Origin of the sequence: Novosphingobium sp., assembly GCF_965228995.1 — a bacterium.
In the GTDB taxonomy this organism is placed as follows: Bacteria; Pseudomonadota; Alphaproteobacteria; order Sphingomonadales; family Sphingomonadaceae; genus Novosphingobium.
This window is the reverse complement of sequence record NZ_OZ245852.1, coordinates 305,847-328,655: the sequence shown is the minus strand read 5'-3', so window position 1 is coordinate 328,655 and position 22,809 is coordinate 305,847. Positions and strand designations below refer to the sequence as shown.

Below are 22,809 nucleotides of genomic sequence, written 5' to 3'. Positions count from 1 at the left end.
GATAAACTGCGGGGCGAAGCCCCGAAGTCGAGACACCAAGCGCGGCGTATGGTGTCTCCACTTCCGGCCCTGATGGCCGGAAGTTTATCCCGAGCGAAGACGAGGGGCTCGACACGAACGGGCTGAGGGCCAGGGTTAAATGCATCACAGTTCGCGCTTCAGATCATAGAGCAGATCAAGCGCCGCGCGCGGGCTCAGCGAATCGATGTCGATGGCGGAGAGCTTCTCGCGCAGGGCATCCACTTTCTCCTCTGCTGCCTCGATGGCTGCTGCAAACAGGGGCAAGTCATCCAATCCCGCGGCTAGCCCGCCGGTCGCGGCGCGGCCCTTTTCCAGCCGGTCGAGCACTGATTTGGCGCGCTTCACCACCGGCGCAGGCACCCCGGCAAGCCGCGCGACGGCGAGGCCGTAGCTCTTGTCCGCCGGCCCTTCGGCCAGCTCGTGCAGCAGCACCAGATCGCCTTTCCACTCGCGCGCGCGGACGTGATGGAGCGAGAGCGCCTCACAGGTTTCGGCCAGCCGCGCGAGCTCATGGTAGTGCGTCGCGAAGAGGCAACGCGAACGGTTCACTTCGTGCACCGCCTCGGCCACGGCCCAGGCGAGCGCGAGGCCGTCATAAGTCGAGGTGCCGCGCCCCACTTCGTCGAGAATCACGAAGCTGCGCTCGCCTGCCTGCGCGAGGATCGCGGCGGTCTCGACCATTTCGACCATGAAGGTGGACCGCCCGCGCGCCAGATTGTCTGCTGCACCGACGCGGCTGAACAAGCGGTCGACGATCCCGATGTCCGCCGCCTCCGCCGGCACGAAACCGCCCGCCTGCGCGAGGATCACGATCAGCGCATTCTGGCGCAGGAAGGTGGACTTGCCGCCCATGTTCGGCCCGCCGATTAGCCACAGCCGGTCGCGCAGAGTGAGCGAGCAATCATTGGCGACGAAACGCTCGCCGCGCGCAGCAAGCGCGGCTTCGACCACCGGATGCCGCCCGCCGCGGATGGTGAGCGCTGTGTCTTGCGACAAGTGCGGCAGGCACCAGCCGCCCTCCGCCGCGCGCTCGGCCTGCCCGGCGGCCACGTCGATCCGGGCAAGCGCTGCCGCAGTTGCGGCTATCGCCTCACGCGCGGCGATGGCGCGGGCGGTCAGGTCCTCGAAGTGGGCTTCCTCGGCGGCCAGCGCGTGCCCGCCCGCCTCGGCGATCCGGCTCGCTTCCTCATGCAGCGCCAGCGCGTTGAAGCGCACCGCGCCTGCCATGGTCTGGCGGTGGGTAAAGCCGCTGTCCGGCGCCATCAGCCTGTCGGCATGGCGCGCGGGGACTTCGATGAAATAGCCCAGTACGCCGTTGTGCCGGATCTTGAGCGCGGGCGTGCCGGTTTCCTCGCGGTAGCGTGCCTCTAGCGCAGCGATGGCGCGGCGCGAATTGCCCGCCGCATCGCGCAAGGCATCGAGCGCGGCGTCATAGCCCGCCGCGATGAAGCCACCGCTCGCCCGCTCGGTCGGCGGCGCGGGGACGAGCGCGCGGGCGAAAAGATCGATCAGCGCCCCGTGCCCGCCCAGTGCGGGGATCAGGCTAGCGGCCAGCGCAGGCCGATCAGCGCGCGCGGCGAGCAGCGCCTGCAGCCGCTGCGCTTCGCTCAGGCCATCGCGCAGCTGGCCAAGATCGCGAGGGGATCCCCGGCCTGCCACGATCCGCCCCAGCGCGCGGCCCACATCCGGCGCAGCCCGCAGCACCGCGCGCAGATCGCCGCGCAGCAGCGGATCATCGTGCAACCAGCTGACCAGTTCGAGCCGCGCGCGGATCGCGGCAAGATCGGTGAGCGGCGCGGCGAGATCTTCCGCGAGCAGCCGCGCGCCTGCGCTCGTCACGCAGCGGTCGATTGCCTCGATCAGGCTGCCCTTGCGCCCGCCGCTGCTGGCCGAAAGGATTTCAAGGCTGGCGCGCGTTGCCTCGTCCATGGCCATGAACGCGGCCGCCTCGCGCACCACCGGCGGGAGCAGCAGCGGCAGGCTGCCTCGTCCGACATGCTCGAGGTAGTCGATCAGCCCCGCCCCTGCCGCCAGCATCGCGCGGCTGAACGCGCCGAAGCCATCGAGCGTGGCGACGCCGTGCAGCGCCATGAGCCGATCCGCGCCGCGCTGCGAATCGAAGGCGCGGGCAGGGCGCACGGCGGCCTCGGGCAGATCGAGCCCCGAATCCTCCGCCACCACGAGCTCTGTTGCGCCGAGCCGGGCAAGCGCTGCAGCGAGCGCCTCGGGCGCGCATTCCTCCAGCTCCATCCGCCCGGTCGAGATATCGCAGGCGGCAATGCCCACGCGCTCCCGAACCAGGCAGACCGCCGCCAGCACATTGGCGCGGCGCGGCTCGAGCAGGGCGTCCTCGGTCAGCGTTCCCGCCGTCACGAAGCGCACGATGTCGCGCGCCACGAGAGCCTTGGAACCGGCGCGTTTGCGGGCTTCTTCGGGCGTTTCGGTCTGCTCGGCGATGGCGACGCGGCACCCGGCGCGGATCAGGCGGGCAAGGTAGGTCTCCGCCGAATGGACCGGCACACCGCACATCGGGATCGGCGCGCCGCCATGTTCGCCCCGGCTGGTCAGCGCAATATCGAGCACGCTCGCCGCGATCTTCGCGTCCTCGAAGAACAGCTCGAAAAAATCGCCCATGCGGTAGAACAGCAGGCAGCCCTCGGCCTGCGCCTTCAGCGCAAGATATTGCGCCATCATCGGAGTTGGGGCATGGGAGCTCACAGCGGCTGTGGCTAGACTAGCGCTGCAGGTTTCTCAAATGATCGACACCGGATATCGACATTTCCGGGCATGGGCTGGGCGGATGCTTCAAGGGTTCTTGGGAAGCGAGTGCTTCCAGGGGTCTCGGGGGATGATCAATCCGATCTCTCCGACCGGCGCCAATGCGAAAGTGAACTGGGGTTGATGCAGGTCCGCGAGAAAACTTTGGCCATGAGCCTGCGGGGGCTGTGGGAACGGGCGGCAGCCTTGCCGTGGCTCAGCGCGCCCGGGATCGTCATCATCGTCATGCTGGTTTGCCTGCCCTTCGCGCTGGTCGAAGTGCCGCCGCTGATCGACGTGCCCGGCCACATGGGTGCCGCCGCGATCGAGGCGGCGCGTCCGGGTAATCCGCTGCTCAAGTACTTCTCGTGGAAGTGGGTCTTCACGCTCAACATTGGCGGTGACGTGCTTGCAAAGCTCATCGGCGCGCAGTTCGGCATTCTCGCTGCGGGCTGGTGGAGCACGGTGCTTGCCACTGGCCTGTTCGCCGGCGGCTGCCTGGCCACCATCCGCGTGCTCAATCCCAAGGGTGGGCACGGCGCGCCCTGGGCGCTAATGTTCGTGTTCAGCTTCCCGCTGCTCACGGGCTTCCTCAACTACATCCTCGCGACCGGCCTTTCGCTGATGGCCTTCGCCGCTGCCGTCTGGCTGGAGGACAAGCCGAAGCAGCGTGCCGCGTTGCTGATTGCCGCGCAGCCGCTTGCCATGCTGTGCCATGCCATCGGCGGTCTGCTGCTGGGCCTGCTGATCGGCGCGAATGCGCTGGGCCGCGAGATCGACCGCTTGCCTGCCGGCTGGTGGCGCCCTGCCGAATGGCGGCGCCTGCGGGATGAGCAGGACTGGCGCGCGATTGCCAAGCGGCTGTTCATCCTGTGCTGGCCGCTGGTGGCCACGCTCGTCACGATCATCCTGTGGAAGTTCCTCTCGCCCGATCCCGTGCGCAGCCTTAATCGCTGGCGCTGGGACCAGAAGGCCTGGTATTTCGTTCTGACGCTGCGCGACCAGTCGCTGCTGCTCGATGGCGCGACGACCGTTGCCTGCTTTGCGCTGATCCTGTTCGGCTGGCTGCTCGGCGCGCGCTGGAAGTGGCAGCTCGGCCTGCCCGGCCTCCTCGTGTTCCTTCTGTTCATCGCGATCCCGAGCGACATCAACGGCAGCGCCTTCGTTGACGTGCGGCTGCTGCCGGTGGCCTGCATGCTGGCGCTGGGCCTGCAGGACTGGAGCCAGGTTCCGCTCGAGCGCGCGCAGAAGGTTGCGCTGGCGGGCGCGCTGCTGCTTGGCACGCGGCTGGTCGTCACCGCCGCCAGCTTCGCCGATTATGCCGACGATTACCGCAAGCAGCTTTCCGCGCTCCATCATGTCGAGCCGGGCAGCCGAGTGCTCGCCTTTGTCGAGCATTCCTGTGTCGAGGAATCGTGGCGAAACACGCGGCGCGATCATCTCGCCAGCCTTGCCAGCCTCTATCGGCAGGCCTGGGTCAACGACAACTGGGCGGTGCCGGGTCTGCACATGGTGATCCCGCGTTTCCGTCCGGGCCGCAACTTCACGGCGGATCCATCCGAGTTCGTGTGGTCGCGCGCTTGCCAGAGCGGGCGTATGCGCAGTGTCGATACCGCGCTGAAGTATGCTCCGATCGAGCGGGTTGATTATGTGTGGTTGATCGATACCGGCATGCCGCTCCACCCGGATTCGCGGCTCCAGCTGGTCTGGCAGGAAGGCCGCAGTCTGCTTTTCGCCGTCCGGCCCTTGGGTTTTCCGAACTGGCGTTCTAAAGACTTGTGATCAGTCTGTGCCCGCGGCGCGCGCCTCATGCGATCGGGGTGCAGGCGGGCCGATCAAGCTCGCGCGCCGAGGGGGAATAACATGACCGACGAGAGCAATGTCCGCTTCACCGAACGTGAAGCGCTGTTCTACCACAACACCATTCGCCCCGGTAAGATCGAGATCATCGCCTCGAAACCGATGGCGACGCAGCGCGACCTCAGCCTTGCCTATTCGCCCGGTGTCGCTGTCCCGGTCCGCGCCATCGCCGAGGACCCGGCCACCGCTTACGATTATACCGCCAAGGGCAACCTCGTTGCGGTGATCTCCAACGGCACCGCGATCCTCGGCCTCGGCAACCTCGGCGCGCTGGCATCGAAGCCGGTGATGGAAGGCAAGGCGGTGCTGTTCAAGCGCTTTGCCGACGTCGATTCGATCGACATCGAACTCGCTACCGAAGATCCGCAGGCGATTATCGACGCCGTCACGCTGATGGAGCCGAGCTTCGGCGGCATCAACCTCGAGGACATCAAGGCGCCCGAGTGCTTCATCATCGAGCAGGCGCTCAAGGAACGTCTCAAGATCCCGGTGATGCACGATGACCAGCACGGCACCGCGATCATTTCCGCTGCGGGTCTGCTCAATGCCTGTTTCCTCACCGGCCGCAACCTGGCCGACGTCAAGGTCGTGGTAAACGGCGCGGGCGCCGCCGCCATCGCCTGCACCGCACTGATCAAGGCGATGGGCGTGCGTCACAACAACGTGACGATGTGCGACAGCAAGGGCGTGATCTACATCGGCCGCGCCGGCATTGATCAGTTCAAGTCCGCCCACGCCATCGATACGCCCAAGCGCACGCTGGAAGAGGCGATGGAAGGGGCGGACATCTTCCTCGGCCTTTCGGTGCAGGGCGCAGTCACGCCCGAGATGGTCAAGAAGATGGCGCCGCAGCCGATCATCTTCGCGATGGCCAATCCCGATCCGGAAATCACCCCGCCCGAAGCCAAGGCAGCGCGGCCCGATTGCATCGTCGCCACCGGCCGTTCGGACTATCCGAACCAGGTCAACAACGTGCTGGGCTTCCCCTTCATCTTCCGCGGCGCGCTCGATGTGCGGGCCACCGCGATCAACGAGGAAATGAAGATTGCCGCCGCTCGCGCCATCGCCGAACTGGCGCGCGAGCCGGTGCCCGAGGAAGTGGCCGCCGCCTATGGCCAGAACCACACCTTCGGGCTGGACTACATCATCCCCGCGCCGTTCGATCCGCGCCTGATGGAAGTCGTCTCCTCCGCCGTCGCCAAGGCGGCGATGGAGTCGGGCGTCGCGCAAAAGCCGATCGAGGATTTCGACGCCTATCGCACCGAACTGAAGGCGCGCCTCAATCCGACGACCGGCGCGCTCACCAGCGTCTACCAGCAGGTCAAGGAGAACCCCAAGCGCGTCGTCTTCGCCGAGGCGGAGAACGAAGTCGTGCTGCGTGCGGCGATCCAGTACCGCGATTTCGGCTACGGCACCCCTGTGCTCGTCGGCCGCACCAAGGCCGTCTGCGATCTGCTGACCGAATTGGGCGTGGGCGATCCCTCCAGCTTCGAGATTCACAACTCGGCGGTTTCGCCGCTCGTGCCGGAAATGGTCGCGTACCTCTACGAGCGGCTCCAGCGGCGCGGCTTCATGGAGCGCGACGTGCGGCGCATGGTCAACCAGGACCGCAACGTCTTCGCCTCGCTGCTCGTCGCCTTGGGCCACGGTGATGCGATGATTTCGGGCATGACCCGCACCTTCGCGCAGACGATCAAGGAAGTGCGCCAGGTACTCGATCCCAAGCCCGGCCATCTCCCGTTCGGCATCCACATGATGGTCGCCAAGAACTACACTGTCTTCCTTGCCGATACGACGGTGAACGAGCGTCCGAACGCGGCCGAACTCGCGCATATCGCTACCGAGACCGCTGCCGTCGCGCGCCGCATGGGGCACGAACCGCGCGTGGCCTTCCTGTCCTATTCCACGTTCGGCAACCCCAGCGGCCGCTGGCTCGACGAGATTCGCGGTGCCGTCGCGATCCTCGATGAGCAGCAGCCGAACTTCGAGTACGAGGGCGAAATGGCGCCCGATGCCGCGCTCAATCCCAAGGTCATGGCGAACTATCCGTTCAGCCGCCTTTCGGGCCCGGCCAACGTGCTCATCATGCCCGGCCTGCAATCAGCCAATATCTCCGCCAAGCTGCTGCGCGAACTGGCGGGCAACGCGGTGATCGGCCCGATGCTGATCGGCATGGAAAAGCCCGTCCAGATCGCCGCGATGACCTCGATCGCCCCGGATATCCTGACGTTGGCGGTGCTGGCAGCAGCCGGGGTTGCGGGGTAGGACGAGCCGTGTCGAGCAGAACCTGATCGGCCGGTTTCACCGCCACATTGCGCCTGACAGGCGAAAGGGGCGGCCCCATCAGCGATCCTGCGGCCAGTCTTGCTCCCGCCAATCACGTGCGGCGTGGATCACGCGCAGGATGACAACTGTCTCGTCGTCGGCAGTCAGCGCGTAGGCGATGATGTAGGGCAAGGTGCGGACCGATTTCTCATAAGTTCCCGCAACACGACCGGGATGCCCGGTGGCAAACTTACCAAGCGCGTCACCGGTCGCCTCGATCCGGTCGATCACTTGATGGGCCGCGTTCGCGTCATCGGTGGCGATATGGCGAAGCATGTCTGCGGCATCCGACAGCGCCTCACGCGACCAGATGACCTGCCTCATTGCGGCGTGACTTTGGCCTGTCTGGCTTCATCAACGACTGCGCGCAATTCCGCCATTGCTTGCTCGTGCGGAACAGTCTGTCCGGCGGCCATGTCCGCCAGCCCTTGCTGGATACCCTCGATGATCGCGAGTTCGCGCTCAACGTAGGCGGCCACCGCTTCCGCTGCCAGCCACGACTTGCTGCGCCGGGTGCCGTCAGCGATTCGGGCGAGTTTGTCGCGGACTTCTATCGGGACCCGGATTGTCAGGGTGGTGCTTTCCATCGCTCTACCTCATTCAGCAAGCACACAAACTAGCACAATTGCTCGCAATGTACACAAACGAGGCAAATGCCCGGTCCGAGCTTTCCACCTGAGCGAAGAAGAGTAGAATTCAGATCAACCCTGCCAGCGGACTGCTCGGATCGGCATACTTGCGCGTGCCCATGCGCCCCGCCAGATACGCATCGCGCCCCGCTTCCACGGCGGCTTTCATCGCGCGGGCCATGCGGATCGGGTCCTTGGCCTCGGCAATGGCGGTGTTCATCAGCACGCCGTCGCAGCCCAGTTCCAGCGCAACGGCAGCATCGCTCGCGGTACCCACGCCTGCATCGACCAGCACCGGCACTTTCGCGCCTTCCACGATCAGGCGGATCGTCACGCGGTTCTGGATGCCGAGCCCCGAGCCGATCGGCGCGCCCAGTGGCATGACCGCGACCGCGCCTGCGTCTTCGAGTTGCTTCGCCGCGATGGGATCGTCCACGCAGTAGACCATCGGCAGGAAGCCTTCCTTGGCCAGCACTTCGGTCGCGCGGATGGTCTCGATCATGTTCGGATAGAGCGTGCGCGCCTCGCCCAGCACTTCCAGCTTGACCAGATCCCAGCCGCCCGCCTCGCGCGCAAGGCGCAGCGTGCGGATCGCATCTTCGGCGGTGAAGCACCCGGCGGTGTTGGGAAGGTATGTGATCTTCCTGGGGTCGATGAAGTCGGTCAGCATCGGCGCCTTGGGGTCGCTGACGTTGACCCGGCGCACCGCTACAGTGACGATTTCCGCGCCCGAAGCTTTGACGGCCGCCGCGTTCTGCGCAAAGTCCTTGTACTTGCCGGTGCCGACGATCAGCCGCGACCGGAAGGTTCGGCCCGCCACGGTCCATGTGTCTATTGGCAATGTGTCATCGACCTCACCACCGCCGACGAAGTGCACGATTTCCAGCACATCACCATCCGCGATCAGCACCGCCGCAAGCGTCGAGCGCGGGACGATCTCGCCATTGCGCTCCACTGCGACCTTGGCGGGATCGAGCTCGAGGCTGCGCACGAGATCGGCGATCGAGCCGGGCGCGGCGCGGCGCAGTTCGCCATTGATGGTGAGGGTGAGGGTGGCAGCGGTTTCAGTGGACATGCGGCGGGCTTTAACGACCGCTACGGAGGGTGCAAGCCGTCAGCAGGTGTTGCGGCGCATGTTGACGATGTGCGCGGAAGCTACGAGCACCACGCCGCTGATCGTCAGCAGTGCTTCGCCGGTCCCGTGATCGCTCGCAATCGCGGCGGCCATCAGGGCAAGGCCGGTGGTTCCGAGTGCCAGCGGCAAGCGGTGTCCGTGGCGCAGCGCGCCCGCGCCGATGGTGAACATGCCGACGACGAAGGCGGCTACCAGCCCGAAGCGGTGGATCGCGGGGTTAAGCAGCACGCCGCCGCCAAGCCCCAGCACCCCGATAAGGAACAGCCCGGCCACGCAGTGTACCATGCAGAGGCCGCTGATCAGCACGCCCAGCCGGTCAAACCGGCCGCGCAGCATTTCAGCGGAAGAGTCGGGACGGTCGGTCATGATGATGGCTATATGTAATAGTATCACATAACGCAATGCTCAAGCTGAGCTCCGGCGCTTCCCCTATTGGCTTGCCCCCATTGGCGCTTGCGTTTCAGCGGCCTCGCGAGCAGAGGCGCGGCCATGGATGCTGTTGCTATGGCCCCGGCCCGTTCCCGTGAGCACGCCCCCGCGCCGCTCGCGCTTTCCCGCTGGCTGCTCGTCGTCGCGCTGATGATCATCGCCATCGTGGTGGTCGGCGGCATTACGCGGCTGACCGAATCGGGGGTCTCGATCACCGAATGGAAGCCCGTCTCGGGCGCGCTGCCACCGCTGACCGAGGCGGACTGGCAGGCCGAGTTCGCCAAGTACCAGCAGACCCCGCAATATGTGCTGGTCAACGGCCCCGCGGGCATGACGCTGTCCACCTACAAGTTCATCTTCTTCTGGGAATGGGTGCATCGCCTGCTGGCGCGCGCCATCGGCATGGCCTTTGCGCTGCCGCTCGCGTGGTTCTGGCTGCGCGGGCAGGTTCCGGCGGGCTACAAGCCTCGCCTGCTGGCGCTCCTCGCGCTTGGCGCGCTGCAGGGCGCGGTCGGCTGGTGGATGGTGAAGTCCGGCATCGTGCACGACGTGAAGGTGAGCCACTTCCGCCTCGCCGCGCATTTGCTGGTCGCGCTGACCACGCTGGCGGGTGTGATCTGGACCGCACTCGATCTGCGCGCACTGGCCCGAGGTGAGCCGCGCGCGCGGCTGACGGGCTTCGCCGCGCTGGCGCTCGCCATGCTGCTGGTGCAGCTGTTCTACGGCGCGCTGCTGGCAGGGATGCGCGCAGGCACGGTGGCGGGGGGCGGCTGGTTCAACTGGGACGTCTGGCCGCTGATGCAGGGGTCCTTCTTCCCCGCTGGCATCGAATGGTCGCTGGGTGCGGCGCATGCCTTCTTTTCAGACCCCTATCTCGTGCACTTCATCCATCGCTGGTGGGCCTGGGCGGTCGTAGTCGTCCTCGTCGTCATGGGCCGCAAGCTGCGCCGCGCGGGCGCGAGGCGAGTTTCGGTCGCAATCCATACCGCGTTCGGCACCCAGATCGCGCTTGGCATCGCCACGGTGATGAGCGGCGTGACGATCTGGATCGCCGTCCTCCACCAGCTGACGGGGGCGCTTTTGGTCGTCTGCACGGCATGGGGCGCGCACCGTTTGGGGCAGTCCAAAGCGTAAGGTATCATTTTACCTCTCTGGAAACCCCCGGTTTGCTTGACTCTGGCGCCATTTGTGAGCAATGGCGCGCTTCCTCGCCGCCAGTTGTGCTTTTGCGCAGCGGCGGCGTACCACTATCCTAGGATGGGTTTCAGCCATGAAGGCGCTCACGAAAGTCACCCGGTCGATCAAACCGGCCGAGGTGGAGAAGAAGTGGCATCTTATTGATGCCGATGGCCTCGTTGTCGGCCGTCTCGCGGTGATCATCGCCAATCACCTGCGCGGCAAGCACAAGCCGAGCTACACCCCGCACGTCGATTGCGGCGATCACGTTGTCGTGATCAACGCCGACAAGGTGAAGCTGACGGGCAACAAGCTCAAGGACAAGATCTACTACAAGCACACCGGTTATGCCGGCGGCATCAAGGAAGTCACTGCGGACAAGGTCCTCAACGGTCGCTTCCCCGAGCGCGTGCTGGAAAAGGCTGTCGAGCGCATGATCCCGCGCGGCCCGCTCGGCCGTGCGCAGATGCGCGCGCTGCATCTCTATGCCGGCAGCGAACATCCGCACGCCGGTACCCAGCCCGAAGCGCTCGATGTCGCCTCGATGAACCGCAAGAACAAGGTGGGTGCGTAAGACATGTCTGAAACCGATACCGTCTCCAGCCTCGCGGATCTCAAGGATCTGACTTCGGCTGCTCCCGCCGCTCCTGCCGCTGCCTCGGACACGCCTGAAGCGCCCCGTGCGCCCACCGGCCCCGCCGCGCCGCTGCGTGAGCGTGAAGTCGATGCGCAGGGTCGTTCCTACGCCACCGGCCGCCGCAAGGACGCCGTTGCCCGCGTGTGGATCAAGCCCGGCTCGGGCAAGATCACCGTCAACGGCCGCGATCAGGAAGTGTACTTCGCACGCCCGACCCTGCGTCTCGTCATCAACCAGCCGTTCGAAGTCGCTGACCGTTCGGGTCAATACGACGTGATTGCCACCGTCAAGGGCGGCGGGCTTTCGGGCCAGGCCGGTGCGGTCAAGCACGGCATCTCGACGGCACTGACCAAGTTCGAGCCTGCGCTGCGCAGCGCCGTCAAGGCCGCCGGGTTCCTGACCCGCGACCCGCGCGTTGTCGAACGCAAGAAGTACGGCAAGGCCAAGGCGCGCAAGAGCTTCCAGTTCTCGAAGCGCTAAGTTCTTCTGCCAGAACAAGAAAAGGGGCGTCGGGATCATCCCGGCGCCCTTTTTCGTTGGTATCGCGTGCTCAGTGCCCGGGCGCGTTGCGCTTCACGCTTTCCGACATGCGGGCCAGTTGCTCGGGCGTCGCTTCGGTCTGGTAGCGCTCCTTCCATTCGGCGGCGGGCAGCCCGTGGATCACCTCGCGCGCGGCAGTCTTGTCCAGCGGCGCGCCCGCATCGATGATCCAGTCCGCCAGGCAGTTCCGGCAAAAGCCGGCAAGGCCCATCAACTCGATGTTCTGCGCGTCGTGCCGGTGCCGCAAATGCCTGACAAGGCGGCGGAACGCGGCGGCAGCCACCGCATCGGGCAGTTCGTCAAGCGCATCGGGCGATGTGGTTTCTGCATTCGTATCCATAGCGTTCGTCCTTGGGTTTTGCAGGTAGGTAGGCCATAGGGCCAGCGCATTCAATTCGAGGTGATGGACGTGGCAAAACTGGATCCCCGTGGCCGCAAGGTGAAAATCCTCGCCACCGTCGGGCCGGCGAGCCGGTCCCCCGAAATGCTGGAAAAGCTGTTTCGCGCCGGCGCCGATGCTTTCCGCGTCAACATGAGCCACGGCGAACATGCGGTCCACGCCGAAACGATCGCCGCGATCCGGGCGCTGGAGCGCAAGGTCAACCGGCCGATCACCGTGCTGTGCGATCTGCAGGGCCCCAAGCTGCGTGTCGGCAAGTTCAAGGATGGCCGCGCAGTCATCCGCCATTCGGGCCACTTCACGCTCGATCGCAATCCCGAGCCGGGCGATGAAAACCGCGTCCAGCTGCCGCATCCCGAGCTCTTCGGCATCCTGCGCCCCGGCCAGCGCCTGCTGATCGACGATGGCAAGCTGCGGCTGCGCGTGATCCGCGCTGACGAGAACGAAATCCTCTGCTCGGCCGAAGTCGGCGGGGTCATTTCCGATCGCAAGGGCGTCAATGTGCCCGATGCGGTGATCCCGGTCCCGGCAATGACCGACAAGGACCGCCGCGACCTCGCCTTTGCCGTCGCGCAAGGGGCGGACTGGATCGCGCTGTCCTTTGTGCAGCGGCCCGAGGACGTGGCCGAGGCGCGCCGCCTGATGGGCGGCTACGGCGCGCTCATGGCCAAGATCGAAAAGCCCGCGGCCATCTCGCGGCTCGATGAAATCCTCGAACTCGCTGACGGCCTGATGGTCGCGCGCGGCGATCTTGGCGTTGAACTCAATCCCGAACAGGTTCCCCCGCTGCAGAAGCGCATCGTCGAAAAGGCGCGGCGCGAGGGCAAGCCGGTCGTCGTTGCGACGCAGATGCTCGAATCGATGATCGAAAGCCCGACGCCGACCCGCGCCGAAGTCTCCGACGTCGCCAACGCGGTCTATGACGGCGCCGACGCAGTGATGCTTTCGGCCGAGACGGCTGCCGGCGCATGGCCGGAGGAAGCGGTCACGATCATGGACCGCATCGCCAGCGAAGTGGAAAACGATCCCGGCTATGCTGCGCGCGTCCACTTCATCGAGACGCGGCCCGATCCCACCACAGCTGATGCGCTCGCCGAAGCCTGCGCCAGCATTGCCAAGGCCCTGCCGATCGCGGGGATCATCGTGTTCACCGGTTCGGGCTCCACCGCGCGGCGCGTGGCGCGTGAGCGGCCCGGCGTGCCGATGCTCGTGCTCACCCCGTCCAACGTCACCGCGCGCAAGCTCGGCCTGCTCTGGGGCGCGCATGCAGTCGCCACCAAGGATATCGGCAGCTTCGAGGAAATGATCGCCAAGGGGAAGCGCATGGCCCTGCGCCACGCTTTCGGCACGGCGGGCTCGCGGTTGATCACGCTGGCGGGTGTGCCTTTCGGCACTCCGGGCTCCACCAACCTGCTTCACATGGTGACGCTGAGCGGCGACGAACTCGCCAAACATCACGACTAATTTGTCAGACTGAACTTCGCGAAGACGGTCGCCCCGATCGGGTTCTTGCCATAGGCCGCGCTGAGCGCTGCAGGCTTGGCAAACAGCGCGCCGGTGCCGCCCACGGCCACTTGCAGTGGTCCGGCGATGCGCAGGCGGTACGCATAGCCCACTTCGAACTTGGTCACGCGGAAGGGCACGTCGTGCAGCGGATCGGCATGGTCGGGGAAGAGCTCGTCGTTGCTCACGTTCTCGATCCGGCCAAACAGCGTGTCGTGCGTGTTGGCATCCCAGTTCACTTCGCCGAGCCAGGCTGTGCGCGTCTCTCCCGGCACGCGCTGCTTGGCGCTGAATGCCGCCATCGCCGATAGCCCGCGCCCGTTGTTGTAATGCGCCGAAGCGGTCGTCCGGCGCTCGTTCTCGCCCGGGTGCGAGGCTTCGGGCTGCTTGAGTTTGCCGTAGCTCACCTGCAGCGCCCACGCGGGAGATGGCATGTAGCTGGCGCGCACGCTCCAGCTGTCGAGCTTTGGCCGTTCGATATTCCAGCGGTTTTCGTCAGGCTCCTGCCCGCGGAAGGCGCTGGCCTCGATCTGCCAGGTCTTGCCGACCAGCCCCGCCGTCACCACGCCGTAGGTTATATGCGTCGAATCGAACCAGTGATGGGTGATCGGCGCCTCGGGGTTATACTGCGCCGAAGCGCGGTGCATGAACGCCGAAGGGCCGAGCGCCGGCTCGCCAACCGGCCCGCCATAGACGAACGCCCTGAGCCCCGGCGCGACCGGCACATCAAGCCGCGCCGAAAGCTCCATGAACAAGTCGTGCGGGTGCTGCCGGTCGACCAGTGGGCGGCCATAGGCTTCCTCGCCCGTTGCGAAGAGCAGCGGATAGCCATCGTGGCGCATCGCAGGCTCGAGGCTCAGCATCGCCTGGCCCGTCAACTTCGCGCCGCCGCCGAGATCGTGGAGCCACATCACCATGGCCATCGACTGCGAATAAAACTTGGTGCCGCCGCGCGGCCCGCCCTGATCGGTATAGACCGGCCACACGCTGGCCTGCACCATCACCATGTCGCGCGCGCTCGGCATGAGGTGCACGCCGCGCATCGCCTCGTTCATCGGCAGGCGCGAAGTGCCCGAACCCATGCCGTTCATCGACATCCACGACATGTCCATGCTGCCGTGATCCATCGCGCCATGGTCCATGGCGCCATGATCCATCTGGCTCATGTCCATCTGGGCAAGCGCCGTCCCCGGCACCAGCACCAGGGCGAAAGGCAGCAGGCGCTTCATCTCAGACCCGCGCGCCGAACAGCGCCGAGCCGACGCGCACATGCGTCGCGCCCAGCATGAACGCAGTCTCGAAATCGTCGCTCATGCCCATCGAACGGGAAGGCAGGCCTTGATCATCCGCCAGCTTGGCGAGCAGCGCAAAGAACGGCGCGGCCTCGATCCCGGCAGGCGGCACGCACATCAGGCCGATCACCGGCAAGTCGGCGCCGCGGGCTTCGCTCAGCAGCGCGGGAAGGTCGGCAATCGCGCAGCCGCCTTTCTGCGGTTCGTCGCCAATGTTGACCTGCACAAACAGCGGCACGCGGCGGCCGGTCTTGTCCATCGCTCTTGCCAGCGCGGTCAGCAGCGAGGGCCGGTCGAGCGAATGGATGCAGTCGAAGCGGCGCACGGCCTCCTCGGCCTTGTTCGACTGGAGCTGGCCGACAAGGTGCAGCCGGATGTCGGGATGCGCTTCGAGCAAGGCGGGCCACTTTGCCTCCGCTTCCTGCACCCGGTTTTCGCCGAACACGCGCTGACCTTGCGCGATCAGCGGCAGGACCGCCTCGGCCGGCTGGGTTTTGGAGATGGCGATCAGGGTCACGTCCCCGGCTTTGCGCCGGGCGATGGTGGCGGTGCGGGAAATGCGCTCGCGGATCGCGGCGAGCGGGGACAGCGTAGCCAATGCGGCCTCTGGATCGGTCATGGGGCCGTGCTATAGGCCGGGGATGCACCGGTGTCATCCTGTCCCGCGGGTCGTCCTGCTGAGCGATGCGCGCAACGATGACCGGCTCGAATCCGCCATTTCCCGCCTGCAGCCGGGGAGCGCGCTGGTGTTCCGCCACTACCACTTGCCCGCCGCCGCCCGGCGCGCACGGTTCGAGGCACTGCGCCGCCTCTGCATCCGCCGCGGCGTGCTGATCCTGACCGCGGGCGAGGCGCGCGGCTGGTTCGCGGACGGGCGCTACGGTGCGCCCCGCGATCTGGGCCGCGCAACGGGCCTGCGCCTCGCCACGGCCCATTCGCTCGCCGAAATCGGCGCGGCGGTCCGCGCGCGGGCCAGCGCGATCCTGCTCTCGCCGGTCTATCCCACCCGCTCGCACCCCGGCGCGTGCGCGCTGGGGCCGGTCCGGTTCATGGCACTGGCCCGCCGCTCGCCGTTGCCGGTGATCGCGCTTGGCGGCATGACGAAGCGCCGCGCCGCGCGGCTTGCCGTATGGGGCTGGGCTGCCATCGACGGCCTTGCATAAACCCCGCAGAAACCCGCGACTCGCCGGGATTCCTTGGCTTCTGCGCACCATGGATTCTTGACGCCATCCCCCCAACGGGCGCATGAAGGGGGCAAGAAGGGACAAGTTGGATGGCATCTCGCGCACTCGTTTCGCCCACCGCAGGGCGCTCAGCTGGAGGCAGGGCCAAGGGCGCGGACTGGCGCGCGATCCTCAAGCGCAGCTTCCGGCGTAGCGCGGAGCTGATTGGCGCGGCCTTGCTGTTTGCGGCGATGATCGCGCTGGCCCTCGCGCTGGCGACCTATACCCAGACCGATCCTTCGGGCAGCACCGCTTCGGGCAGCCCGGTCGAAAACTGGATGGGTCTGCCCGGTGCCTGGGCGGCCGAACGCGTGCTGCTGTTTTTCGGCTTGCCCGGCGCGCTGCTCCTGCCGCTGCTCTACGTTTTCGCGCGCCGGCTGTGGGATGCCGCCGGCGATCTGATCGATATGGACGAGGCAGATGAGGGCATTGCACCGCTCCCCGCGTGGTGGCGGCTTGCCCTCATGCTGGCACTTGCGATGGCGCTGATCGGCACGGCCTTCGCGCTCATGCTCACCGGGCCGGGCGGCACGCTGCCGGCAGGTGCTGGCGGGCTTGGCGGTCTGCTGGGCGCGGCGCTGATTCGCGGTGCGGCGCACCTGCTGCCCGGTGCCGAGCTGTGGATCGTGCGCGGCGCGGCGCTCGTCACTGCCATTGCCGGCCTTGTCGTGACCGCACAGGTCTTCGCGTTCGATTGGCACCGCCTGCCGCGCATGCCCGCGTTCCTGCGGCGCGGCGCGCGTGCGGGGCTTCCGGCGGCGGCTGGCGTTACCGCGCTGCTGCCGAAGCGCCAGCCCAAGCCGCGCTCCGAAGCGGGTGAGGACGCCGCTGTCGTCCCGTCCGATGCGCCCCAACTACGCCGCCGGCCGACCGAAATCACCGATCCCTCGCGCCCGCCCGCACCGGCTCAGGTGGCTGGCAGGGCGCGGCAGGGCGATCTGTTCGACCAGTATGAGCTGCCGGGGCTTGATATTCTGGAGCCGCTGCCCGCCGCCACCGGGCCCAAGATCGACAAGCTCGCCCTCGAACGCAATGCGCGCCTGCTGGAAAACGTGCTCGACGATTTCAACGTGAAGGGTGAAATCACCGCAGTGCGCACCGGCCCGGTCGTCACGATGTACGAGCTGGAACCGGCCCCTGGTATCAAGGCCAGCCGCGTGATCGGCCTGGCTGACGATATCGCCCGCAACATGAGCGCGATTTCGGCGCGCGTCTCGTCGATCCCGGGCCGCACCGTGATGGGCATCGAACTGCCCAATGCGGTGCGCGATATGGTCTCGTTTCGCGAGCTCGTCAGTTGCGACAAGTTCGTCAATTCCAAGGGCATGCTGCCGATCATCCTCGGCAAAGACATCGCGGGCGAGCCGATCGTGGCCGATCTTGCGACCATGCCGCACCTGCTTGTTGCGGGCACTACCGGCTCGGGCAAGTCGGTCGGGCTCAACTGCATCCTGCTTTCGCTGCTCTACCGGCTCACGCCGCAGCAGTGCCGCCTGATCCTCGTCGATCCCAAGGTGCTCGAGCTCAAGTCCTACGACGACATTCCGCACCTCCTTTCGCCGGTGGTGACCGAGCCTTCGAAGGCGGTCCGCGCGCTCAAATGGGCGGTCGAGGAAATGGAGCGGCGCTACCGCATGATGTCCTCGGTCGGCGTGCGCAACATTTCGGGCTTCAACGAGAAAGTCCGCGCCGCCGCCAGCAAGGGCAAGCCACTGGGCCGCCGCATCCAGGTCGGCTTCGATCCCGATACGGGCGAGGAACTGTTCGAGGAACAGCAGCTCGATTATCAGGTCCTGCCGCAGATCGTGGTGATCGTTGACGAGCTGGCGGACCTCATGGTCACCGTCGGCAAGGAAATCGAAGTCCTCATCCAGCGCCTCTCGCAGAAGAGCCGCGCGGCGGGCATCCACCTCATCATGGCCACGCAGCGTCCTTCGGTCGACGTCATCACCGGCGTGATCAAGGCGAACCTGCCCACCCGCATCAGCTTCGCCGTGACGAGCCGCATCGACAGCCGCACGATCCTTGGCGAACAGGGCGCCGAACAGCTGCTCGGCAAGGGCGATATGCTCTACAAGCCGAGCACCGGCGCAATCGCCCGTGTGCACGGTCCGTTTGTCAGCGACGAGGAAGTCGAGCGGGTGGCCGATCACTGGCGCGGGCAGGGTGCGCCGGACTACGTCGATTCGGTCACCGAGGAGCCCGAGGACGGCAGCTTCGGCTTCGACGATCTGGATGCGACCGCCTCGGACAACCCCGAAGAGCGCAAGTACCGCCAGGTCTGCCAGCTGGTGTTCGAAAGCCAGAAGGCCTCGGCCAGCTGGGTCCAGCGCCAGATGGGCGTGGGCTACAACACCGCCTCCAAATGGATCGAGCGCATGGAAGCAGACGGCTTCGTCGGCCCCGCCAACCATGTCGGGCGGCGCGATATTTACCGCGACAAGGACGGCAATCCGCTGTGATCAGCGGGGTCCGGCCCCGCCACGCTTAACAATCTTCGCGCGCCGCCGTTCTCCCTTGATGACCGGTGGCGGCATGCTCTGCCCTTCGGCGCTGCCGCCGGTTCCGGGCTCACGCCCGGAATGGCGAGCATCGAGCGTGAAAGGTCGCGGCATGCCCTACGTAGCCCTGTCCCAGTGCTGGTTCACACGGCAGCATCAGCCCACGCCGTGGCGCGTGCATGAGAACGATGGCGGGATCTACAGCGTCTGTCGCCATTGCGGCCGCCGCATCGTGACCTGGGGCCGGCATCGCTGGTCGATTGCAGACGGGCTCGATGTCACGCATCTCGCCGAAATGGTGACGGGCCGCTTCCTCACGGTGCTCGATAGCGCGGATGAATTCGTGGTGCGCCGCTTCACCGTCGATCACTTGCCGAATGAAGACGCGATCGAGGCGTTCAAGCTCGAACTGCGCGAGCGCTACGGCATGGACGAGCCGGGCAGCGACCTGACCCTGCTCGACAGCGCCGATACCAGGCCCGCTCGCCCGCGCAAGCCGCCGCCTATGGCCTTGCGCGCGGCACCGGATAGCCGGCGAACCGCTTGATCCGGCGTAGCGAAAAGCTTGACCGCATCGACGAGACTCCCGGCAGCCGCGCCAGGCAATCGCGGTGGATGTGGTCGTACTGATCGAGGTCCGCTGCTGCCACCCGCAGCAGGTAGTCCGCTCCGCCTGACATGAGGTGGCATTCCAGAATGTCATCGAAATCCCCCACCGCGCGCTCGAACCGATCCATCGCCTCGCGGCTCTGGCTGGTGAGCGTAATTTCGACGAAGACTTCGACCGCCAGCCCGATCCGGCGCGGGTCGATCCGCGCGGCATAGCCACTGATCACGCCGGCCTCCTCCAGCGCGCGGATGCGCCGGTGGCAGGCCGAAGGCGAGAGTGCGACCGCTTCGGCGAGGATCGCGATAGGGCGTGACGAATCATGCTGCAGTGCATCAATCAGCGCGGCGTCGATGCGATCCATGCAAGAATATCCCGATCCAAAGCGGCATCGCAGGAAATATCACCAAACCAAGCGCCTGCAATGCCCAAATCAGGTGAAACAAGGCGCGCCGCCGGGTGTATCCTCTCGCCAACGGAGAGCGAGAAGGATCCTGCCATGCGTGTCGGTACCGTTCGGGAAATCAAGAACCACGAATACCGCGTCGGCCTGACGCCCGAGAGCGCGCGCGAGCTTGCCGCGCATGGGCACGAAGTCTGGGTCGAAAGCGGTGCCGGTCTCGGCATCGGCGCGGCGGATCGCGACTACGAGGCCGCCGGTGCGACGATCAAGCCCGACGCCGCAACGATCTTCGCCGGGTGCGAGATGGTCGTGAAGGTCAAGGAACCGCAGGCCGCCGAGCGCGCGCAGCTGCGCGAAGGCCAGATCCTCTTCACCTATCTGCACCTCGCCCCGGACCCCGAGCAGACCGCCGATCTCGTCAAATCCGGCGTCACCGCGATTGCCTATGAAACCGTGACCGGCCCGGGCAATCAGCTCCCTCTGCTCAAGCCCATGAGCCAGGTCGCGGGCCGCATGTCGATCCAGGCCGGCGCGACCGCGCTTGAGAAAGCGCATGGCGGACGCGGTGTGCTGCTCGGCGGCGTGCCCGGTGTGCTTCCCGCCAAGGTCGCGGTGATCGGCGGCGGCGTCGTCGGCTTCAACGCGGCGCAGATGGCCGCCGGCCTCGGCGCGGATGTCACCATTCTCGACCGCGATCCCGAAGTGCTCGAACGGCTCGGCACCCATTTCGAGAGCCGCGCCAAGACGCGCTTTTCCAACCGCGCCAACCTTGCCGACTGCGTCGCCGAGGCGGATCTCGTGATCGGCGCCGTGCTGATCCCCGGCGCTGCCGCGCCCAAGCTCGTTACGCGCGATATGCTCGGCACGATGAAGCCCGGCGCGGTGCTCGTCGACGTTGCGATCGATCAGGGCGGCTGCTTCGAGACTAGCCGCGCGACCACCCATGCCGAACCGACGTTCGTGGTCGATGGCATCGTGCACTACTGTGTTGCCAACATGCCCGGCGGCGTCGCGCGCACCAGCACCTATGCGCTCAACAACGTGACCCTGCCGCATGCGCTGAAGATCGCCGATCTCGGCTGGAAGGCGGCGCTTGCCGCCAATCCGCACCTTGCCGAGGGGCTCAACGTGCATGCCGGCGAAGTGACGTACGAAGCCGTCGCGCGCGAGCTGGGTTATGCCTGGCGTCCGGTGAGCGAATTACTCGCCTGAACCCCGCTCGGAGTTAACTCCCCCATAAGGCCATTCCGCTAGAAACAGTCGCATGGACTGGATCTGGCGCAGGGTTGTGCTGTTCGGGCTGGTGGCGCTGCTATCCGGCCTATTCGGCATGCCCGCCGCCGCCGCGCCGATTCGCGCGAGCCAATCCTGCCACGCCTCCGGTGCTGCCGGAGAGCGACTCGCTGATCTGGACCGCGCGCCGCAGCGCTGGATCTGCTCCGATGTGTCCTACGAGACCGGGCCGGACAGCCTGTTCCTGCGCTTCCGCCTCGATGATCCTGCCGCGCCGCGCGCGCAAAGCCTCGTCACGCATGCCTCGCCCTTTGCCGCGATCACCATCCGCGTGATCGATGAAGGCGGCGCGCTTGGTATTGCTCGCTACACCAAGGCCGATGCGCGCCACCTCGTGACAGGTCCGATGATGGTGCTGCCCCTGCCGCAGACCCGCTACGCCCCGCGCGAAGTCGCCGTGCGGATCGACAAGCCCTGGAACAAGGTCATCGGCAGCGAGGCCCGGCTTGACAGTACGGCCGAAGGTACAGGCTGGGATATGAGCGTGGTGGTGGCCATGGCCGCCATCTGCGGCATGCTGATCGTGCCGCTCCTGCTCAATTTCGGGTTCTACATCGTGCTGCGGCGCGAATTTGTGCTGTGGCACATCGTGATGGTCGGCCTGATGCTGGTCCAATCCGTGTTCGGGACCGGCTTCATCCACATCCTCGCGAATCCGGATGCGGCGACCGAAATCTCGATCAACAGCCTGTGCTACGGCGCCGTTGCGGGTTCCGGGCTGATGTTCGTCGTCACGTTCCTCGAACCTACGGCCTTGCCCCGGTCGCTGCGCCGCCTGTTTATCGCCTGTGCGCCGCTGGTCTTTGCAGGCGGCGTGTTCACTGCGCTGCAGTTCGATGTGCTGCGGCCCTGGAGCGCGCTCGGCATCTATATCGCGATCTCGTTTGCGATCTGCCTCATCTTCGGCGCACTCGTTACGGCGTGGCGGCGCGGCAGCAAGCTCGTGATCTTTCTCATGATCGGCTGGGCGCCCACGCTGCTGGTCGGGGTCTACCGCATCGGCAGTTATCTCCTGCCGGGCACCCGGCCGACCGAATCGGTGATCCTGTTCCAGCTCGCGCTCGCCGCCGAAGTGCTCGCCAATTCGCTCGGCATCGTGATCCGCTTCCTTGAGCTCAGGCGCGAGCGCGATCTTGCCCATGCGCGCGCGACCGAGCTGGAAGGCGTCGCCGGCCGCGATGCGCTCACCGGTTTGTGGAACCGCCATTCGATCGAGCGGCGGTTCAACGATCTGTTCTGCCTCGGCTATCGCACCATGGCGGTGATCGATCTCGATCACTTCAAGCGGATCAACGATCGTCATGGCCACGCGGTGGGCGATGCGGTGCTCAAGGTCGTGGCCGCCACCCTGGCCGAAGATCCCGAAGCCTGCGCGATCCGCATGGGCGGCGAGGAATTCCTCATGCTCCTGCGCGGCCCCGGCAGCGCCGACCGCGCCGACCGCTGCCGCCGCGCGCTCAGCACCCGGATTGCCGCAGTGGTTCCGGGCCTCGGCCATGTCGTCACCGCCAGCATGGGGCTTGTCGAGCACGATCTATCCGGCACGCTCGATGTCGAGTTCGCCGTGCTCTACAGCCACTGCGATGGCTTGCTTTATGAAGCCAAGCGCCTCGGCCGCAATCGCACGATGCGCGAGCGGCTGACCGGGTTTACGCCCGAGCCGCTGGCCCGCTCCGCCTAGCCGGTAAACTGCGCCGACATCTCCGGCGGCACCCGCTGGATGCGTCCGCTGGCCTTGTCGATCAGCACCCATTGCGTCCGCGCGCTGACGATTACCTTGCCTGCCGAATTGCGGAAATCGACCCGCCGGTCAAAACGTGCCCCGCGCGGGGGATCGGGCACGAAGGTCTCCGCCGTCACGCTTTCACCCAGTGCGATATTGCCGCGGTAGTCGATCTCGTGCCGCGTCACGACCCAGACATAGGCCGCCTGCCACTCCGCCGAAGCCAGTGCCTCCCAATGCGAGGTGGCAACCGCTTCCATCCATTGCACCCAGACCGCATTGTTCACGTGGCCCAGCACATCGATATGCTCGTGGCCTGCGGTGAAGGTTCTGGTGTGCATGGTCAGGCGTCCCG

21 protein-coding genes are annotated in these 22,809 nt (G+C 66.4%); 11 read left to right on the top strand and 10 right to left on the bottom strand.

Annotated elements, in window-relative coordinates:
- Window positions 1-144: 144 nt before the first annotated feature.
- Complete coding sequence (gene mutS / locus ACO056_RS01505; protein WP_421850770.1) at window positions 145-2,715, bottom strand: DNA mismatch repair protein MutS; 2,571 nt, start codon at window positions 2,713-2,715, stop codon at window positions 145-147.
- A 234-nt stretch (window positions 2,716-2,949) separates the two neighbouring features.
- Between mutS and ACO056_RS01500 the strand changes: the two genes are divergently transcribed.
- Window positions 2,950-4,560 carry a hypothetical protein gene (locus tag ACO056_RS01500; protein ID WP_421850766.1) on the top strand — a complete coding sequence of 537 codons (1,611 nt, stop codon included), beginning with the start codon at window positions 2,950-2,952 and terminating at the stop codon, window positions 4,558-4,560.
- An 81-nt stretch (window positions 4,561-4,641) separates the two neighbouring features.
- The gene (locus tag ACO056_RS01495) at window positions 4,642-6,903 is read left to right on the top strand and encodes an NADP-dependent malic enzyme (protein ID WP_421850763.1); all 2,262 of its coding nucleotides are present in this window, start codon (window positions 4,642-4,644) and stop codon (window positions 6,901-6,903) included.
- Between the two features lie 78 nt (window positions 6,904-6,981).
- Here the strand turns inward: ACO056_RS01495 and ACO056_RS01490 are convergent, their stop codons facing one another.
- The 4 genes from ACO056_RS01490 to ACO056_RS01475 form a co-directional block, all read right to left on the bottom strand.
- Entirely contained in the window at window positions 6,982-7,287 is a 306-nt protein-coding gene (locus ACO056_RS01490) for a type II toxin-antitoxin system RelE/ParE family toxin (protein ID WP_421850760.1), read from the bottom strand.
- On the bottom strand, window positions 7,284-7,550 hold the full coding sequence (locus ACO056_RS01485; protein WP_421850757.1) for a CopG family ribbon-helix-helix protein: 267 nt from the start codon (window positions 7,548-7,550) through the stop codon (window positions 7,284-7,286). Before ACO056_RS01485 ends, ACO056_RS01490 begins: the two co-directional genes overlap by 4 nt.
- 109 nt (window positions 7,551-7,659) lie before the next feature.
- Window positions 7,660-8,667, bottom strand: coding sequence for a sulfur carrier protein ThiS (thiS, locus tag ACO056_RS01480; RefSeq protein WP_421850754.1), 1,008 nt, complete (start codon window positions 8,665-8,667; stop codon window positions 7,660-7,662).
- Window positions 8,668-8,706: 39 nt separating this feature from the next.
- Window positions 8,707-9,093, bottom strand: a complete 387-nt coding sequence (locus ACO056_RS01475) for a MerC domain-containing protein (RefSeq protein WP_421850750.1) — start codon at window positions 9,091-9,093, stop codon at window positions 8,707-8,709.
- Between the two features lie 138 nt (window positions 9,094-9,231).
- On the opposite strand from ACO056_RS01475, the gene ACO056_RS01470 reads away from it, so the two are divergent.
- From ACO056_RS01470 to rpsI, 3 genes are all read left to right on the top strand, one after another.
- Window positions 9,232-10,290: a COX15/CtaA family protein gene (locus tag ACO056_RS01470; protein WP_421855249.1), complete on the top strand. Its 1,059-nt coding sequence runs from the start codon at window positions 9,232-9,234 to the stop codon at window positions 10,288-10,290.
- Between the two features lie 136 nt (window positions 10,291-10,426).
- Window positions 10,427-10,906 carry a 50S ribosomal protein L13 gene (gene rplM, locus ACO056_RS01465; protein WP_298168970.1) on the top strand — a complete coding sequence of 160 codons (480 nt, stop codon included), beginning with the start codon at window positions 10,427-10,429 and terminating at the stop codon, window positions 10,904-10,906.
- A gap of 3 nt (window positions 10,907-10,909) precedes the next feature.
- Window positions 10,910-11,449 carry a 30S ribosomal protein S9 gene (gene rpsI, locus ACO056_RS01460; RefSeq protein WP_421850747.1) on the top strand — a complete coding sequence of 180 codons (540 nt, stop codon included), beginning with the start codon at window positions 10,910-10,912 and terminating at the stop codon, window positions 11,447-11,449.
- A 70-nt stretch (window positions 11,450-11,519) separates the two neighbouring features.
- Here the strand turns inward: rpsI and ACO056_RS01455 are convergent, their stop codons facing one another.
- Entirely contained in the window at window positions 11,520-11,849 is a 330-nt protein-coding gene (locus ACO056_RS01455; protein WP_421850744.1) for a DUF1244 domain-containing protein, read from the bottom strand.
- 63 nt (window positions 11,850-11,912) lie between these two features.
- On the opposite strand from ACO056_RS01455, the gene pyk reads away from it, so the two are divergent.
- Window positions 11,913-13,373 (top strand): pyruvate kinase, encoded by a 1,461-nt coding sequence (pyk, locus tag ACO056_RS01450; protein ID WP_421850741.1) that lies wholly within the window; start codon window positions 11,913-11,915, stop codon window positions 13,371-13,373.
- Here the strand turns inward: pyk and ACO056_RS01445 are convergent.
- Both ACO056_RS01445 and ACO056_RS01440 read right to left on the bottom strand, forming a co-directional pair.
- Window positions 13,370-14,641 (bottom strand): hypothetical protein, encoded by a 1,272-nt coding sequence (locus ACO056_RS01445; RefSeq protein WP_421850738.1) that lies wholly within the window; start codon window positions 14,639-14,641, stop codon window positions 13,370-13,372. The genes pyk and ACO056_RS01445 overlap by 4 nt on opposite strands.
- Before the next feature lies 1 nt (window position 14,642).
- Window positions 14,643-15,323, bottom strand: a complete 681-nt coding sequence (locus ACO056_RS01440; protein ID WP_421850735.1) for a YggS family pyridoxal phosphate-dependent enzyme — start codon at window positions 15,321-15,323, stop codon at window positions 14,643-14,645.
- 22 nt (window positions 15,324-15,345) lie between these two features.
- Between ACO056_RS01440 and ACO056_RS01435 the strand changes: the two genes are divergently transcribed.
- From ACO056_RS01435 to ACO056_RS01425, 3 genes are all read left to right on the top strand, one after another.
- A complete protein-coding gene (locus ACO056_RS01435; protein ID WP_421850732.1) occupies window positions 15,346-15,867 on the top strand; it encodes a thiamine phosphate synthase in 522 nt (173 codons plus the stop codon).
- Window positions 15,868-15,977: 110 nt separating this feature from the next.
- The gene (locus ACO056_RS01430) at window positions 15,978-18,389 is read left to right on the top strand and encodes a DNA translocase FtsK (protein ID WP_421850729.1); all 2,412 of its coding nucleotides are present in this window, start codon (window positions 15,978-15,980) and stop codon (window positions 18,387-18,389) included.
- 151 nt (window positions 18,390-18,540) lie between these two features.
- Window positions 18,541-18,975 carry a hypothetical protein gene (locus ACO056_RS01425; protein ID WP_421850726.1) on the top strand — a complete coding sequence of 145 codons (435 nt, stop codon included), beginning with the start codon at window positions 18,541-18,543 and terminating at the stop codon, window positions 18,973-18,975.
- Here the strand turns inward: ACO056_RS01425 and ACO056_RS01420 are convergent.
- On the bottom strand, window positions 18,932-19,399 hold the full coding sequence (locus ACO056_RS01420) for an Lrp/AsnC family transcriptional regulator (RefSeq protein WP_421850723.1): 468 nt from the start codon (window positions 19,397-19,399) through the stop codon (window positions 18,932-18,934). The genes ACO056_RS01425 and ACO056_RS01420 overlap by 44 nt on opposite strands.
- Window positions 19,400-19,534: 135 nt before the next feature.
- Here ACO056_RS01420 and ald point away from each other — a divergent pair, with 135 nt between their 5' ends.
- Window positions 19,535-20,650, top strand: a complete 1,116-nt coding sequence (gene ald / locus ACO056_RS01415; protein ID WP_421850720.1) for an alanine dehydrogenase — start codon at window positions 19,535-19,537, stop codon at window positions 20,648-20,650.
- 52 nt (window positions 20,651-20,702) lie between these two features.
- Window positions 20,703-22,412 (top strand): sensor domain-containing diguanylate cyclase, encoded by a 1,710-nt coding sequence (locus tag ACO056_RS01410; protein ID WP_421850717.1) that lies wholly within the window; start codon window positions 20,703-20,705, stop codon window positions 22,410-22,412.
- On the opposite strand, the gene ACO056_RS01405 is transcribed toward ACO056_RS01410, so the two are convergent.
- A complete protein-coding gene (locus tag ACO056_RS01405) occupies window positions 22,409-22,795 on the bottom strand; it encodes an acyl-CoA thioesterase (RefSeq protein ID WP_421850715.1) in 387 nt (128 codons plus the stop codon). The genes ACO056_RS01410 and ACO056_RS01405 overlap by 4 nt on opposite strands.
- Between the last annotated feature and the right edge of the window lie 14 nt (window positions 22,796-22,809).